General features: G+C 65.0%; 14 protein-coding genes. 9 read left to right on the top strand and 5 right to left on the bottom strand.

Annotation, left to right across the window (positions count from 1 at the left end; genetic code table 11):
- Position 1: 1 nt before the first annotated feature.
- The 3 genes from murI to HPS01S_RS04130 are packed head-to-tail and all read right to left on the bottom strand — an operon-like array spanning position 2 to position 2992.
- Positions 2-817, bottom strand: a complete 816-nt coding sequence (gene murI, locus HPS01S_RS04140; protein ID WP_066151540.1) for a glutamate racemase — start codon at positions 815-817, stop codon at positions 2-4.
- Positions 814-2352: a fumarate hydratase gene (locus tag HPS01S_RS04135; RefSeq protein ID WP_066151538.1), complete on the bottom strand. Its 1539-nt coding sequence runs from the start codon at positions 2350-2352 to the stop codon at positions 814-816. The genes murI and HPS01S_RS04135 overlap by 4 nt, the downstream gene beginning before the upstream one ends.
- A 37-nt stretch (positions 2353-2389) precedes the next feature.
- The gene (locus HPS01S_RS04130) at positions 2390-2992 is read right to left on the bottom strand and encodes a TIGR00645 family protein (protein WP_066151536.1); all 603 of its coding nucleotides are present in this window, start codon (positions 2990-2992) and stop codon (positions 2390-2392) included.
- A 184-nt stretch (positions 2993-3176) separates the two neighbouring features.
- Between HPS01S_RS04130 and acs the strand changes: the two genes are divergently transcribed.
- Positions 3177-5171 (top strand): acetate--CoA ligase, encoded by a 1995-nt coding sequence (acs, locus tag HPS01S_RS04125; protein ID WP_066151534.1) that lies wholly within the window; start codon positions 3177-3179, stop codon positions 5169-5171.
- Between the two features lie 101 nt (positions 5172-5272).
- Here acs and HPS01S_RS04120 read toward each other — a convergent pair whose 3' ends face one another.
- A complete protein-coding gene (locus tag HPS01S_RS04120; protein WP_066151532.1) occupies positions 5273-5578 on the bottom strand; it encodes a c-type cytochrome in 306 nt (101 codons plus the stop codon).
- 125 nt (positions 5579-5703) lie between these two features.
- Between HPS01S_RS04120 and HPS01S_RS04115 the strand changes: the two genes are divergently transcribed.
- The 8 genes from HPS01S_RS04115 to HPS01S_RS04080 all read left to right on the top strand — a co-directional run bounded on the left by HPS01S_RS04115 (position 5704) and on the right by HPS01S_RS04080 (position 14250).
- Positions 5704-5943, top strand: coding sequence for a TIGR04438 family Trp-rich protein (locus tag HPS01S_RS04115; protein WP_066151530.1), 240 nt, complete (start codon positions 5704-5706; stop codon positions 5941-5943).
- Between the two features lie 116 nt (positions 5944-6059).
- Entirely contained in the window at positions 6060-7916 is a 1857-nt protein-coding gene (ilvD, locus tag HPS01S_RS04110; protein ID WP_066151803.1) for a dihydroxy-acid dehydratase, read from the top strand.
- Positions 7917-7954: 38 nt separating this feature from the next.
- Positions 7955-8758, top strand: coding sequence for a prolipoprotein diacylglyceryl transferase (gene lgt, locus HPS01S_RS04105; protein ID WP_066151529.1), 804 nt, complete (start codon positions 7955-7957; stop codon positions 8756-8758).
- Between the two features lie 108 nt (positions 8759-8866).
- Positions 8867-9535: a GntR family transcriptional regulator gene (locus tag HPS01S_RS04100; RefSeq protein ID WP_066151527.1), complete on the top strand. Its 669-nt coding sequence runs from the start codon at positions 8867-8869 to the stop codon at positions 9533-9535.
- Positions 9532-10872: a malonyl-CoA decarboxylase domain-containing protein gene (locus HPS01S_RS04095; protein ID WP_066151525.1), complete on the top strand. Its 1341-nt coding sequence runs from the start codon at positions 9532-9534 to the stop codon at positions 10870-10872. Before HPS01S_RS04100 ends, HPS01S_RS04095 begins: the two co-directional genes overlap by 4 nt.
- Before the next feature lie 40 nt (positions 10873-10912).
- Positions 10913-11902 carry a Bug family tripartite tricarboxylate transporter substrate binding protein gene (locus HPS01S_RS04090; RefSeq protein WP_066151523.1) on the top strand — a complete coding sequence of 330 codons (990 nt, stop codon included), beginning with the start codon at positions 10913-10915 and terminating at the stop codon, positions 11900-11902.
- Positions 11903-11923: 21 nt separating this feature from the next.
- Positions 11924-12691 (top strand): enoyl-CoA hydratase/isomerase family protein, encoded by a 768-nt coding sequence (locus tag HPS01S_RS04085; RefSeq protein WP_066151521.1) that lies wholly within the window; start codon positions 11924-11926, stop codon positions 12689-12691.
- Positions 12692-12708: 17 nt separating this feature from the next.
- Positions 12709-14250, top strand: a complete 1542-nt coding sequence (locus HPS01S_RS04080) for a malonate--CoA ligase (protein ID WP_066151519.1) — start codon at positions 12709-12711, stop codon at positions 14248-14250.
- A 59-nt stretch (positions 14251-14309) separates the two neighbouring features.
- Here HPS01S_RS04080 and HPS01S_RS04075 read toward each other — a convergent pair whose 3' ends face one another.
- Positions 14310-14753 (bottom strand): universal stress protein, encoded by a 444-nt coding sequence (locus tag HPS01S_RS04075; protein ID WP_066151517.1) that lies wholly within the window; start codon positions 14751-14753, stop codon positions 14310-14312.
- Between the last annotated feature and the right edge of the window lie 63 nt (positions 14754-14816).

Raw genomic sequence — 14816 nt, 5'->3', positions numbered from 1 at the left:
CTCAGCAGATGAACTGCCGACCTGGGACATTCAGTCCCAGCCACCGGAGGGCCGCGCGGGCCAGAGGTTCCGGGTCGCCGGTGGAGAGCAGCGTGACGCCAGGGTGCGAGCCAGAGGCGTGTGGGCGGTCTGGCAAATCTTTCAGCACCGCCTGTGTGCGTTTGGCCACCGGAACACCGGTCTCGACCAGCGCGACCTCCGGGCCTGTCAGCGCACGAATTACGTCGGCGGCGAAGAGGTAGTGGGTGCAGCCCAGCACCAGGGTGTCGATGGCCGGTAGATCCTCCCGGTCGGTTTTGAGCATCTCCCAGTAGCGCTTGCAGAGGCTTTGTATGGCGGCTTTGTCGTCGCGCTCAATGGCATCGGCCAGACCGTCACAGGCCTGGCTGCTGAAGTGGAGCGGTGAGTCCGAGCCGCTTTCCAGGCGCTGCCGCAGCCGGGAGTACCGTTCGCTTTCGACCGTTCCTCGTGTGGCCATCACGCCTACGTGACCGGTTCGTGTGAGGGCTGCGGCCGGTTTGAGCGCCGGCTCCACCCCCACGATGGGCCAGTCTGCATGCTCTGCGCGCAGGCCTTCGATGGCCAGCGCCGTGGCCGTGTTGCAGGCCACCACCAAGGCGTCGATGCCGAAGTGGTGGCGCAGGCCCTCCGTGATCCGGTGGGCGCGTTCGGCGATCTGTTGCGGGCTTCGTTCGCCATAGGGTGCATGGGCGCCGTCCGCGAGGTACACGAAGTGCGCCTGCGGGATCTCCGCCAGCAGCGCGCGCAGCACGCTCAGGCCCCCGACACCACTGTCGAAAACGCCGATCGTCTTCAAGCGGCGGCGACGGTGATGCCTTTGAACTCGCCGGTGGCGATGCGCTTTTCCCACTCGGCGGGGCCCGTGATGTGGGCGCTGGTGCCGCCGGCATCCACGGCCACCGTCACGGGCATGTCGACCACGTCGAACTCGTAGATGGCTTCCATGCCCAGGTCGGCGAAGCCCACCACCTTGGCGGCCTTGATGGCCTTGGACACCAGGTAGGCGCTGCCACCCACTGCCATGAGGTAGGCACTCTTAGCATCCTTGATCGCCTCGATGGCGGTCGGGCCGCGCTCGGCCTTGCCGACCATGGCGATGAGACCCGTCTTCTCCAGCATCATGCGGGTGAACTTGTCCATGCGGGTGGCGGTGGTCGGGCCAGCCGGGCCAACCACTTCCTCTCGCACGGGATCGACCGGGCCAACGTAATAGATGACGCGGTTGGTGAAGTCCACCGGCAACGGCTCGCCCTTGGCCAGCATGTCCTGGATGCGTTTGTGTGCAGCATCGCGGCCGGTCAGCATCTTGCCGTTGAGCAGCAGGGTTTGTCCCGGCTTCCAGCTTGCCACTTCTTCCTTGGTCAGCGTGTTCAGGTCCACCCGCTTGGACTTGTTGTAGTCGGGCGCCCAGTGCACGTTGGGCCAGAGGTCCAGGCTGGGCGGGTCCATGTAGACCGGGCCGGAGCCGTCCATCACGAAGTGGGCGTGGCGCGTGGCCGCACAGTTCGGAATCATGGCGATGGGCTTGCTGGCCGCGTGCGTCGGGTAGGTCTTGATCTTGACGTCGAGCACCGTGGTCAGGCCGCCCAGGCCCTGGGCGCCGATGCCCAGCGCATTGACTTTCTCGTACAGCTCGATGCGCAGCTCTTCGAGCTTGTTCTGCGGGCCGCGCTGCAGCAGCTCGTACATGTCGATGTCGTCCATCAGAGCTTCCTTGGCCAGCAGCGCCGCCTTCTCGGCGGTGCCGCCAACGCCGATGCCCAGCATGCCCGGCGGGCACCAGCCGGCGCCCATGGTGGGCACGGTCTTGAGCACCCAGTCGACGATGTTGTCGCTGGGGTTGAGCATGTAGACCTTGGACTTGTTCTCGGAGCCACCACCCTTGGCTGCGACGATGACATCGACCTTGTCACCGGGCACGACCTCCATGAACACCACGGCCGGCGTGTTGTCCTTGGTGTTCTTGCGTTCGAAGATCGGGTCCGACAGCACGGAGGCTCGCAGCTTGTTGTCGGGGTTGTTGTAGCCGCGGCGCACGCCTTCGTCGATGGCGTCTTGGATGCTGCCGGTGAAGCCTTCCCATTTCACGTCCATGCCGATCTTGAGGAACACATTGACGATGCCGGTGTCCTGGCAGATCGGGCGTTTGCCTTCGGCACACATGCGGCTGTTGGTCAGGATCTGCGCGATGGCGTCCTTGGCGGCAGCGCTCTGCTCGCGCTCGTAGGCGCGGGCCAGGTGAGCGATGTAGTCGGCCGGGTGGTAGTAGCTGATGTACTGGAGGGCGGCGGCAATCGACTCGATGAGGTCGTTCTGGCGGATGGTGGTCATGGGGCGTTTCCGGGGATGGTTCTTGGGGGCAATCGGATCAGTGATCAGGCGTTTCGGCCACCGGGTGCATGATCCGGTCGGTGGCGGCAATCGCCATGGCGCTGAGCAGGAAGACCACATGGATGATGGTCTGCCACATCAGCACCTTCTGGTCGTAGTTGGCGGCGTTGATGAAGGTTTTGAGCAGGTGGATCGAACTGATGCCGATGATGGCGGTAGCCAGCTTGACCTTGAGGACCGATGCGTTGACGTGGCTCAGCCACTCCGGCTGGTCGGGGTGGTTTTCCAGGTGCATGCGGCTGACGAAGGTCTCGTAGCCGCCGACGATGACCATGATCAGCAGGTTGCTGATCATCACCACGTCGATCAGCGCCAGCACCACCAGCATGATGATGGTCTCGTTCAGGGCGGTGACCTCGAAGCCGTCCTTGTAGCCGATGCTCTTGACCAGGGCGGCGAGCGCGTTCTGATTGCCGAAGGCTGCTTCGATGAGGTGAACCAGCTCCACCCAGAAGTGGAATACATAGATGGCCTGTGCCGCGATCAGGCCGATGTACAGCGGCAGCTGCAGCCAGCGGCTGGCGAAAATCAGGTTGGGCAGGGCGCGCGTGGAACCGGGGGTTTTGACGGGGTCGCTCATGGGCAGGGTAGGGATTAGACTGGCGCTGGCTCAAGGCTGGCGCACTGTGCGGAATTGTAGAAGCCCCCGCCACCTGGGTCCCTGAAAATGGTCTCAGGATGCGCCAGTCCATGTAAGTGGCTCGTAAGAGCCCTTGCGCACATTCGCCGGGTTCTTTGTTCCCCATCCCAGAGGAGACCTGTACATGTCCACGCCTTCGTCGTCGATTGAATCCACCCTGGTCGAAAACCGTGTCTTCGAACCGTCCGAGGCCATCCGCAAGGCCGCCCGGATTTCGGGGATGGAGGCCTACAACGCCCTGTGTGCCGAGGCCGAAAAAGACTTCGAAGGCTTCTGGGCCCAGCGCGCCCGCGAGACCCTGACCTGGAGCAAACCTTTCACCAAGGTACTCGACGAGTCCAACAAGCCGTTCTACAAGTGGTTCGAGGACGGCGAACTGAACGCCTCGTTCAACTGCCTGGACCGCCACATGGGCACGCCGGTGGAGAACAAGACCGCGATCATTTTTGAAGCCGACGGCGGCGAGGTCACCAAGGTCACCTACAAGGAACTGCTGGCCAAGGTGTCGCAATTTGCGAATGCGCTGAAGGCGCGTGGCGTGAAGAAGGGTGACCGCGTGGTCATCTACATGCCCATGACCATCGAGGGCGTGGTGGCCATGCAGGCCTGTGCCCGCATCGGCGCCACCCACAGCGTGGTGTTCGGCGGCTTCTCCGCCAAGGCCTTGCAGGAGCGCATCCAGGACGCTGGCGCCGTGGCTGTGATCACCGCCAACTACCAGCTGCGGGGCGGCAAGGAGCTGCCGCTCAAGTCGATCGTGGACGAAGGCATCGCCATGGGCGGCTGCGACACGATCAAGGATGTGATCGTGTTCCAGCGCACGCCCACCGCCTGCAACATGGTGGCCGGCCGCGACAGCTTCATGCACGACGTGATGGAGGGCCAGTCCACCGACTGCCCTGCCGAGATGGTCAGCGCCGAGCATCCCCTGTTCGTGCTTTACACCTCCGGCTCCACCGGCAAGCCCAAGGGTGTGCAGCACAGCACCGGCGGCTACCTGCTGTGGGCCAACCTGACCATGAACTGGACCTTCGACCTGAAGGACAACGACGTGTTCTGGTGCACGGCCGACATCGGCTGGATCACCGGTCACAGCTACGTCGCTTACGGCCCGCTGGCCGCTGGAGCCACCCAGATCGTGTTCGAAGGTGTGCCCACCTACCCGAACGCCGGCCGCTTCTGGCAGATGATCGAAAAGCACAAGTGCACGATCTTCTACACCGCCCCGACGGCCATCCGCTCGCTGATCAAGGCCGCGGAAGGAGATGAGAAGGTGCACCCCAAGAACTGGGACCTGACCAGCCTGCGCCTGATGGGTTCGGTCGGTGAGCCGATCAACCCCGAAGCCTGGATGTGGTACTACAAGCACGTGGGTGGCGAGCGCTGCCCGATCGTGGACACCTTCTGGCAGACCGAGACCGGTGGCCACATGATCACGCCGCTGCCGGGCGCCACGCCGCTGGTGCCGGGTTCCTGCACGCTGCCGCTGCCGGGCATCACCACCGCCATCGTCGACGAGACGGGCAACGACGTACCCAACGGCGCGGGTGGCATTCTGGTGGTGAAGAAGCCCTGGCCCTCGATGATCCGCACCATCTGGGGCGACCCCGAACGTTTCAAGAAAAGCTACTTTCCCGAAGAACTCAAGGGCTACTACCTGGCCGGCGACGGCGCGGTGCGCAGCGCCGACCGGGGTTATTTCCGTATCACCGGCCGTATCGACGACGTGTTGAACGTGTCGGGCCACCGCATGGGCACGATGGAAATCGAATCGGCCCTGGTGGGCAAGACCGACCTGGTGGCTGAAGCTGCTGTGGTGGGCCGTCCGGACGATCTGACCGGTGAGGCGATCGTGGCCTTCGTGGTGCTCAAGCGCTCGCGCCCCACCGGCGACGAAGCCAAGGCCATCGCCAAGGAACTGCGCGACTGGGTGGGCAAGGAAATTGGCCCGATCGCCAAGCCCAAGGACATCCGCTTCGGCGACAACCTGCCCAAGACCCGTTCGGGCAAGATCATGCGCCGCCTGTTGCGCTCGATCGCCAAGGGCGAAGCCATCACCCAGGACACCTCCACGCTGGAAAACCCGGCGATCCTGGACCAGCTGGCCGAAAACAACTGACATCCTCGAAATCGCCCTGGTGCCCAACGAGGCACCGGGCGATAAAAAAAGCCCGCTGGAATCCAGCGGGCTTTTTTTTGGTGTGTGCTGTGCGAAGCGGCTTACTTCTGGCTCAACACCCAGGCAGCCAGCTTCTTGGCTTCGGCATCGCTGACTTGCGTGTTGGCCGGCATGGGAATCGCACCCCAGACGCCGGAACCACCCTTGACGATCTTGCCGGCCAGCATGTCGACGGCCTTGGCATCGCCCGCGTACTTCTTGGCCACATCCTTGTAGGAGGGGCCGACCAGCTTCTTGTCGACCGCATGGCAGGCCATGCAGTTCTTGGCAGTGGCCAGAGCCTGATCAGCCATGGCGGAGGTGGAGATAGCGGCCATCGCAGCCATAATCATCAGAGCGCGTTTCATGGTGTTGTCCTCGTGGGAATAAGTGAGAAGCTCACGAGCCGCGATTCTAGCGAGTCGGTCGGGGACGCCCCATGCTTCTTTACAGAAGTTTGCCCGTCTTTATCGGACCTTTACCGGAGGGTGTGATGTATTTGTTGGCTGTCGGAATTGCCTTGTTGCTGATGAGATACCTGGAGATCGGTTTCATGGCCGGGGTGTCGTGGTGGTGGGTCGCGGTGCCTTTCGGTTTGACGGTTGCCTGGTGGACTTGGGCTGACACCACCGGCTACACCAAGCGCAAAGAAGTCGAGAAGATGGACAGGAAGAAGAAAGAGCGCATCGACAAGCAGCGCGCAGCGCTCGGCATCCGGACACGCAAGCGCTGAATCGCGCGGTAGCCGTCCCCCTTGCCCCGGCTGGGCTTTCAGATGCAGGGCGCATGGCCCTGCGGGATAATTTGAGGTTGACAGCCCGCATTCCGTTCATCAACATCATCCGCCCCATGCCTGCTTACCGCTCCAAGACTTCCACCGCCGGCCGCAACATGGCTGGTGCCCGCGCTCTCTGGCGCGCCACTGGCATGAAGGATGGCGACTTCGCCAAGCCCATCGTCGCCATTGCCAACAGCTTCACGCAGTTCGTGCCTGGTCATGTGCACCTCAAGGATCTGGGCCAGCTGGTGGCGCGCGAGATTGAGGCCGCTGGTGGCGTCGCCAAGGAATTCAACACCATTGCGGTGGACGACGGCATTGCCATGGGGCACGACGGCATGCTGTATTCGCTGCCCAGCCGTGAGCTGATCGCCGACTCGGTGGAGTACATGGTCAATGCCCACTGCGCCGACGCGCTGGTGTGCATTTCCAACTGCGACAAGATCACACCCGGCATGCTGATGGCCGCCATGCGCCTGAACATTCCTGTGGTGTTTGTCTCCGGTGGCCCCATGGAGGCGGGCAAGGTGCGGCTGGCCAATCCGCAGACCCAGACCATCGAGATCAAGAAGCTCGACCTGGTGGACGCGATGGTGATGGCCGTGGACAGCAAGGTGAGCGAAGCCGATCTGGCCGAGGTCGAGCGTTCGGCCTGCCCGACCTGCGGATCCTGCTCAGGCATGTTCACCGCCAATTCCATGAACTGCCTGGCGGAAGCGCTGGGCTTGGCGCTGCCGGGCAACGGCACCGTGGTGGCCACGCACGCCGACCGCGAGCAGTTGTTCAAGCGCGCCGGTCGCACGGCTGTGGCGCTGTGCGAGCGCTATTACGAACAGGGCGATGAGTCGGTGTTGCCGCGCTCGGTGGGCTTCAAGGCCTTCGAGAACGCCATCACGCTGGACATCGCCATGGGCGGGTCCACCAACACCATCCTGCACCTGCTGGCCATCGCACAGGAGGCCGGGATCGACTTCACCATGGCCGACATCGACCGCCTCTCGCGTGTCGTGCCGCAGCTGTGCAAAGTCGCGCCCAACACCAACAAGTACCACATCGAAGACGTGCATCGTGCGGGCGGCATCATGGCCATCCTGGGTGAACTGGACCGTGCGGGCAGGTTGCACACCGACGTGCCCACCATCCACGCCAAGACCATGAAGGACGCGCTGGAACAGTGGGACATCGCGCGCAACCCGTCAGACGAGGTCAAGACCTTCTACATGGCCGGCCCGGCGGGCATTCCGACGCAGGTGGCATTCAGTCAGTCCACGCGCTGGCCCAGCCTCGACCTGGACCGTGCCGAAGGCTGCATCCGCTCCTTTGACCATGCATTCTCGAAAGAGGGCGGTCTGGCCGTGCTGCGCGGCAACATTGCGCTCGACGGTTGCGTGGTGAAGACGGCGGGTGTGGACGAGTCCATCCTGGTGTTCGAGGGTTCGGCCTATGTCACCGAGTCCCAGGACGAAGCGGTGGCCGAGATCCTGGCCGACAAGGTCAAGGCCGGCGACGTAGTGATCGTGCGCTACGAGGGTCCCAAGGGCGGCCCTGGCATGCAGGAGATGCTCTACCCCACGAGCTACATCAAGTCCAAGGGCTTGGGCAAGGCCTGTGCGCTGCTCACCGACGGCCGCTTCTCCGGTGGCACGTCCGGCCTGTCTATCGGCCACTGCTCGCCCGAGGCAGCGGCCGGCGGCGCCATCGGCCTGGTGCGCCAGGGCGACCGCATCCGCATCGACATTCCCAACCGCAGCATCAATGTGCTGGTGAGCGATGAGGAGTTGGCCAAGCGCCGCGCCGAGCAGGACGCTCTGGGCTGGAAGCCGGCCCAGCCGCGCCCGCGCAAGGTGACCGCCGCGCTCAAGGCCTACGCCTTGCTGGCCACCTCGGCCGACAAGGGTGCCGTGCGCAACCTGTCGATGCTCGACTGACCGGAGAGGGTCATGGCCTGCGTGCACAATCGCAGGCCATGTTGATTCATCCCCAGATTGATCCCATCGCCCTGCAGCTTGGCCCGCTGGCCATCCACTGGTACGGGCTGACCTACCTTGCGGCCTTCGGGCTTTTTATTTTGCTCGGGCGTGCTCGGCTGAAGCACGAGCCCTTTGCGTCGGTTCGAGCGCCCAGACCCTGGGAGGGCAAGGATGTCGAGGACATCCTGTTCCTGGGGGTTATGGGTGTGGTGCTGGGCGGGCGCATCGGCTATTGCCTGTTCTACAAGCCTGCGTACTACCTGAGCCACCCGCTGGAGATCTTTGCCGTCTGGGAGGGTGGCATGAGCTTCCACGGCGGCATGCTGGGCGTGCTGGTGGCGATGGTCTGGTACGCACGCAGCCGCCAGCGGCCGTGGCTGCAGGTGATGGACTTCGTGGCGCCCTGCGTCCCCACTGGTCTGGCCGCCGGTCGGGTGGGCAACTTCATCAACGGCGAACTCTGGGGGCGGGTGGCCGACCCGTCGCTGCCATGGGCCATGGTGTTCCGCGGCGCAGGTGACCTCCCGCGGCATCCCTCGCAGGTCTACCAGTTCCTGCTGGAAGGTCTGCTTCTGTTCGTCCTGTTGTGGTGGTACGCGCGCAAACCGCGCGCGACGGGGCAGGTGGGCGGCGCCTTCCTGTTTGGCTATGGCCTGTTCCGCTTTACCGCGGAGTTTTTCCGGGAGCCGGATGCCCACCTGGGCCTGTTGTCTTTGGGCATGAGCATGGGGCAGTGGCTGTGTGTGCCCATGGTCCTCGGCGGTGCTGCGTTGTGGGTCTGGGCGGGTCGACGCAGCTGAAGGCGTCCGACGTGTTCTGAGGGTTTGTACGGGCTTGCGCCCGGTGGGCCTCTCTCTAGAATTATCTGTAATTACAGGTAATCACAGAGCGGGTTCTCCCGATGCTTCATGCGACTGGTGCTCAACTCCCTTCACGATGAGGTGGCCGCCAAGTTGCGCGACCGCATCTTTGCGGGGGACCTAGCGCCAGGGCGATTCATCGACGAACCGGCACTCTGCGCCGAGCTGGCGATCTCCCGCACGCCCTTGCGCGAGGCGCTCAAGGTGCTGACGGCCGAAGGGCTGGTGAGGCACGAGCCGCGGCGCGGCTGCTTTGTGAGTGAAATCACCGAGCGCGATCTGGACGAGATCTTTCCGGTCATTGCTCTGCTGGAAGGGCGGTGCGCGTTCGAAGCTGCCACCAACGCGACCGACGCCGATCTGGCAGCGCTGGAGCAGTTGCATGACCGTCTGCAGCGCAGTGCCAAGGCCAAGCGCATCACCGAGTACTACGAAACCAATTACGCGATTCACGAAGCCATCATCGTGCTGGCCAACAACCGCTGGCTGGCGCAGGTGATCGGCGACCTGCGCAAGATCGTCAAGCTCGCGCGCCTGCAGCAGCTGCATGCGCCCGGCCGGCTGGAACAGAGCCTGTCGGAGCACATGGCGGTGTACGCCGCACTCAAGGCCAGGGACGCCGAGGGGGCGGAGGCGGCGATGCGGACCCACCTGATCCGCCAGCGCGTGGCGCTGCGCGACCTGGCCCGTCTCCACACCTCAAGGATCTCCGCATGAACACCAGGGAATGGCTGAGCGAAAGGGTTTCCCGCCTGCGTGCGCCGGCCGCGGTACCCCAGCCGGCGCCCGTACGTTCCACGAACGAGCGGCTCAAGGCCCGCCTGCGCCAGGGCGAAGAAGCGCTGTCGCCCCGGGCACTGCGGCAAAAGCTGGACGAGCTCAAGGGCATCGTCGATCCGCTGGTCAGCGAGGTGGAGGGTGGACGCCGCGCCGGCGAGCTGATCGACTGGTACGCCAGCGCATCGCCGGCCCACCGGCGCGATCTGTGGCTGCTCATGAGCGAGCGCTTCGTGGCCGACCCCGCGCAGGTCAAGGCCGCGCAGCAGAAATACGCCGCTGCAGTCGGTACACCCGACGAAGCAGCGGCCGAGGTGCTGTACCGGCGGGCCACCGTTTCGCCGCGCCGGCGCCTGCTGCAGCGCTTCAGCGCCCACCCGGACGGCATTCCTTTTCTGGTCAACCTGCGCGCCGAGATGCAGCCGCAGCTCAAGGCCGACAAGCGCCTGCTCGCGCTGGATGTGGAGATGGAGTACATGTTCTCCACCTGGTTCGATGTCGGCTTTCTGGAACTGCGCCGCATCAGCTGGGACTCGCCCGCGTCGCTGGTGGAGAAGCTCATCAAGTACGAGGCGGTGCACGACATCCGCAGCTGGGGCGACGTGAAGAACCGACTGGACAGCGACCGCCGCTGCTACGGTTTCTTCCACCCGCGCCTGCCGGGCGAGCCGCTGATCTTCGTGGAGGTGGCGCTGATCAACGAGATCGCTCCCAGCATCACGCCGCTGCTGGACGAAGCCGCCGCGCCGGCCGACCTGGACCGCGCGACCACGGCAATCTTCTATTCCATCAGCAACACCCAGGCCGGACTGCGCGGCGTGAGCTTTGGCGATTCGCTGATCAAGCGCGTGGTCGAGTGCCTGCACGAGGAGTTTCCGCGCCTCAAGACCTTTGCCACGCTCTCGCCGATTCCCGGGCTGCGGGCCTGGCTGGGCAAGCACGCGCCGGCCGAGTTGCTGCAGGCCTGGGAGGCGGCGCCAGATCTGGCCGAGAAGTCGCCTCCGCGCGTGGCCCTCAAGCAGTGGGCGGCGCGTTACCTCGCCCAGGAGCTGCAGGATGGCAAGCCGCTGGATGCGGTGGCGCGCTTCCACCTGGGTAACGGCGCCCGCGTCGAGCGCCTGAACTGGGCCGCCGACCCGTCGCCCAAAGGGTTCAAGCAGTCCTATGGCCTGATGGTCAACTACCTCTACGATCTCAAGAAGCTCGACAGGAACCGGTCCGCCCTGGCACAAGGCAAGATCCCGGTCGCCCCGGCGATCAAGGACCTGCTGGCCTGACGCGAAACACTTTCACCACAACCACAACGGAGACAAACCGATGCAAGCAACAGGATTCAAGCGGCGCGATGTGCTGCGCGCGGTCGCGGCAGGCGCCGCGGTGTACGGCACCGTGGGCCATGCCCAGGGCAGCTGGCCGACCAAGCCGGTCACGATGATCGTGCCGTTCCCGGCCGGCGGCGGCACCGACGCCTTCGCGCGCCCGATGGCGGCCCAGTTCACCAAGCTCTCGGGCAAGTCCCTGGTGATCGACAACCGCGGCGGCGCTGGCGGCACGCTGGGCGCCGGCATCGCGGCCAAGGCGGCGCCCGACGGCTACACCCTGTTCATGGGGGCGGTGCACCACACCATCGCTCCGTTCATGTACCCGAAGCTGGACTACGACCTTGAAAAAGACTTGGTGCCGCTGATCCTGGTGGCCAGCGTGCCGCAGGTGCTGGTGGTCAATGCCAAGAAGCATGGCGGCATGGACTTCAAGGCCTTCCTGGCCGAGATCAAGGCCAACCCCGGCAAGCTCAACTACGGCTCGGCCGGCAGCGGCACCTCGCACCACCTGGCCGGCGAGCTGTTCAAGCAGCAGAGCAAGACTTTCATCACCCACATCCCGTATCGCGGCGCGGGCCCTGCGCTCAACGACCTGATTGCCGGCAACGTCGACATGATGTTCGACGGCCTGGGCTCATCGGCCGGTCACATCAAGGGTGGCCGCATCAAGGCGCTGATGGTGTCGGGCACCAAACGCAACGCCGCGTTCCCCGACGTGCCCTGCGCCGCCGAGCTGGGCCTGCCCGAGTACACCGTGACCACCTGGTACGGCATCTGGGCACCCAAGGGCACGCCGGCCGACGCGCAGGCGCGGGCCATCGAAGAGATCCGCAAGGCTGCACAGGCCGACGAGGCCAAGACGGTCTGGGCGGCCCAGGGCGCCGAGTTCCCGAACCTCAGCGGCGCCCAGTTCGATGGCTTCGTCAAGGCCGAACTGAAGAAGTGGGCGCAGGTGGTCAAGGCCTCGGGCGCGAAACTCGACTGATCTGTCGCCACAGTCCCGCCCATGTCCGGTCACATCCGCCTGCACCTTGAAGACGCCATCGCCCGCGTCACCCTGAGCAACCCGTCCAAGTTCAACGCCATGTCGCGCGCGATGTGGCGCGAGCTGCGGCAGGTGTTCACCGGGCTGCAGCAGCGCAGCGAGCTGCGTGCGGTGGTGGTGGCGGGTGAGGGCGGGCACTTCTGTGCGGGCGGTGACATCGCCGAGTACACCGACTTCCGCTTTCACCCCGACGGCTTGCGCGATTTCCACGAGAACGACGTCTGGGGCGGCCTCTCGGCCGTGGTGGACTGCGACCTGCCCGTGATCGCACAGATCGAGGGCAACTGCATGGGGGCTGGCGTGGAGATCGCCAGCTGCTGCGACATCCGCGTGGCAGGGCATGGTGCCCGCTTCGGTGCCCCGATTGCCAAGCTGGGCTTCCCGATGGCGCCGCGCGAGGCCGCGCTGGTGGCGCGCGAAGTGGGTCTGGCCACTGCGCGGCAGATGCTGCTGGAGGCCGCGGTGCTGGACGCGCCGACCCTGCTCGCGCGCGGCTTCCTGCACACCGTGCTGCACGACGCAGATGTGCCCGCCGAGGCCCAGCAACGCGCCCTGCGCATCGCCCGCCTGGCGCCGCAGGCCGCGCGCCTGAACAAGCAGACCTTGCGCGCGCTGGCGGGCGGGCAGGGCGCCGAAGCCCTGGTACCCACCGCCTACGACTACGCCGACAGCGCCGAACACCGCGAGGGTATTGCCGCCTTTCTGGCCAAGCGGCCGCCGAACTTCTGAACCTCCCACGCCACACCATGAGCAACCAGAACCTGTTCGTCGCACTGCGCGACGCCTTCCCCGCCGACCTCGACCGCGCGGCGGTGGAGACCGACAACGGTCTGTCCTATTCCTGGCGCGATCTGGACCGCGCCACGGCCATGATGGCCAACCTGCTGGACTCGCTGGACCTTCCTCCGGCTTCGCGCATCGCCGTGCAGGTGGAAAAGTCGGTCGAGGCCATGGTGCTGTATCTGGCCACGCTGCGTGCGGGCCATGTGTTCCTGCCGCTGAACACGGCCTACCAGAGTGCCGAGATCGAGTACTTCATCGGCAACGCCGAGCCTGCCGTGGTTGTCTGCAGCCCGAGGAACCACGGCTGGGTGAGCAAGATCGCATTCACCGCCGGCACCCAATACGTCTTCACACTGGGCGACGACCGCACAGGCAGCCTGCTGGAGCGCGCCGCCCACCACAGCGACCGCCACACGCCCGCCGTGCGGCACGACGACGACCTGGCCGCCATCCTCTACACCAGTGGCACCACCGGCCGCAGCAAGGGTGCGATGCTCACACACGGCAACATGCGCAGCAACGCGCTGATGCTGCGCGAGTACTGGCAGTGGCAGCCGGACGACGTGCTGATCCACGCGCTGCCCATCTTCCACGTGCACGGCCTGTTCGTGGCCATCCACGGCGCGCTCATCAATGGCAGCAAGATGATCTGGCTGTCGAAGTTCGATCCGAAGCTGGCGATTGCCAAATTCCCGGAAGCCACCGTCTTCATGGGCGTGCCTACGCTGTACGTGCGCATGCTGGCGGAGCCGTCGCTGACGAAGGCGCAGGCCGCGCACATGCGCCTGTTCATCTCCGGCTCGGCGCCGCTGCTGATCGAGACCTTCACCGAATGGCAGCAGCGCACGGGTCACACCATCCTGGAACGCTACGGCATGAGCGAGACGGTGATGCTGACCTCCAACCCCTGCGGCCCGGACGCGCGCCACGGCGGCGCCACCGAGCGCCGCGGCGGCACCGTGGGCTTCCCCCTGCCGGGTGTGACGCTGCGGGTGATGGAGGACGACGGCAAGCTGGTGGCGCCGGGCGAGATCGGCGGCATCCAGGTGAAAGGCCCGAACGTGTTCAAGGGCTACTGGCGCATGCCCGAAAAGACCGCAGAGGAGTTCACCGCCGATGGCTTTTTCAGGACCGGTGATGTCGGCAAGGTGGACGAACGAGGCTACGTCACCATCGTCGGCCGCAGCAAGGACCTGATCATCTCCGGCGGCTACAACGTCTACCCGGCCGAGATCGAGGGCTACATCAACGACATGCCGGGCGTGGCCGAGAGCGCGGTGATCGGCGTGCCACACCCGGATTTCGGTGAGGTGGGCGTGGCGGTGATCATCGCCAAGCCCGGCGCCACGGTGGACCCGGACCGGGTGATCGCCGAACTCAAGGCAAAACTCGCCAACTTCAAGATTCCCAAGCGCTGCGTGGTGGTGGCCGAACTGCCCCGCAATACCATGGGCAAGGTGCAGAAGAACCTGTTGCGCGATCAGTACAAGGGCGCGTTCGCCTGAACCTGGCGCTGCAAAACAAAAAGGCCCGCAGTCGCGGGCCTTTTGCTTGAGGGGCTCGCTCAGCGCAGGACGAGCACGGGGATGTGAGAATGCGTCAGCACCTGCTGCGTCTCGCTGCCCAGCAACAGCCGCTTGATGCCCTTTCGGCCGTGCGAGGCCATCACGATCAGATCCACCTTGTTGCGCTTGGCTGCGGCGATGATGGCTTCGGCGATCAGGTCGGACTTGACGGTGATCGGCTTGACCTTGACCTCCCGTTTCTGTCCCGCGGCCTTGACCGCGTTGACCGCCTCCATGGCTTCATCGTTCCACTGCTTCTCGATGCGGGCCACTTCCGCTGCCGCCAGGGCCACACCGCCTTCGAAATAGGTCTGCGGGTAGCGCGGCACCACCTTCAATGCCACGACCTCGGCACCGGTGATGTCGGCCAGGCCAATGGCGTGTTCGACGGCCATGTTGGACAGTTTGGAGCCATCGGTGGCCACGAGGATGCGCTTGTACATGCTGATCTCCGGTTGTGTTGTGGTTGAAAGGACAATATAGGCTACGCATTGACCGCCCGGTAG

The organism is Hydrogenophaga pseudoflava NBRC 102511 (assembly GCF_001592285.1).
GTDB classification, from domain to species: Bacteria; Pseudomonadota; Gammaproteobacteria; order Burkholderiales; family Burkholderiaceae_C; genus Hydrogenophaga; species Hydrogenophaga pseudoflava.
This window is presented reverse-complemented; position numbering and strand designations above follow the sequence as displayed.

What these genes read in the sequence shown, in the direction of transcription:
- HPS01S_RS04135 (WP_066151538.1), bottom strand. Translation starts at nt 2,352, where the DNA reads ATGACCACCATCCGCCAGAACGACCTCATCGAGTCGATTGCCGCCGCC.
- HPS01S_RS04130 (WP_066151536.1), bottom strand. Translation starts at nt 2,992, where the DNA reads ATGAGCGACCCCGTCAAAACCCCCGGTTCCACGCGCGCCCTGCCCAAC.
- acs (WP_066151534.1), top strand. Translation starts at nt 3,177, where the DNA reads ATGTCCACGCCTTCGTCGTCGATTGAATCCACCCTGGTCGAAAACCGT.
- HPS01S_RS04120 (WP_066151532.1), bottom strand. Translation starts at nt 5,578, where the DNA reads ATGAAACGCGCTCTGATGATTATGGCTGCGATGGCCGCTATCTCCACC.
- HPS01S_RS04115 (WP_066151530.1), top strand. Translation starts at nt 5,704, where the DNA reads ATGTATTTGTTGGCTGTCGGAATTGCCTTGTTGCTGATGAGATACCTG.
- ilvD (WP_066151803.1), top strand. Translation starts at nt 6,060, where the DNA reads ATGCCTGCTTACCGCTCCAAGACTTCCACCGCCGGCCGCAACATGGCT.
- lgt (WP_066151529.1), top strand. Translation starts at nt 7,955, where the DNA reads ATGTTGATTCATCCCCAGATTGATCCCATCGCCCTGCAGCTTGGCCCG.
- HPS01S_RS04100 (WP_066151527.1), top strand. Translation starts at nt 8,867, where the DNA reads ATGCGACTGGTGCTCAACTCCCTTCACGATGAGGTGGCCGCCAAGTTG.
- HPS01S_RS04095 (WP_066151525.1), top strand. Translation starts at nt 9,532, where the DNA reads ATGAACACCAGGGAATGGCTGAGCGAAAGGGTTTCCCGCCTGCGTGCG.
- HPS01S_RS04090 (WP_066151523.1), top strand. Translation starts at nt 10,913, where the DNA reads ATGCAAGCAACAGGATTCAAGCGGCGCGATGTGCTGCGCGCGGTCGCG.
- HPS01S_RS04085 (WP_066151521.1), top strand. Translation starts at nt 11,924, where the DNA reads ATGTCCGGTCACATCCGCCTGCACCTTGAAGACGCCATCGCCCGCGTC.
- HPS01S_RS04080 (WP_066151519.1), top strand. Translation starts at nt 12,709, where the DNA reads ATGAGCAACCAGAACCTGTTCGTCGCACTGCGCGACGCCTTCCCCGCC.
- HPS01S_RS04075 (WP_066151517.1), bottom strand. Translation starts at nt 14,753, where the DNA reads ATGTACAAGCGCATCCTCGTGGCCACCGATGGCTCCAAACTGTCCAAC.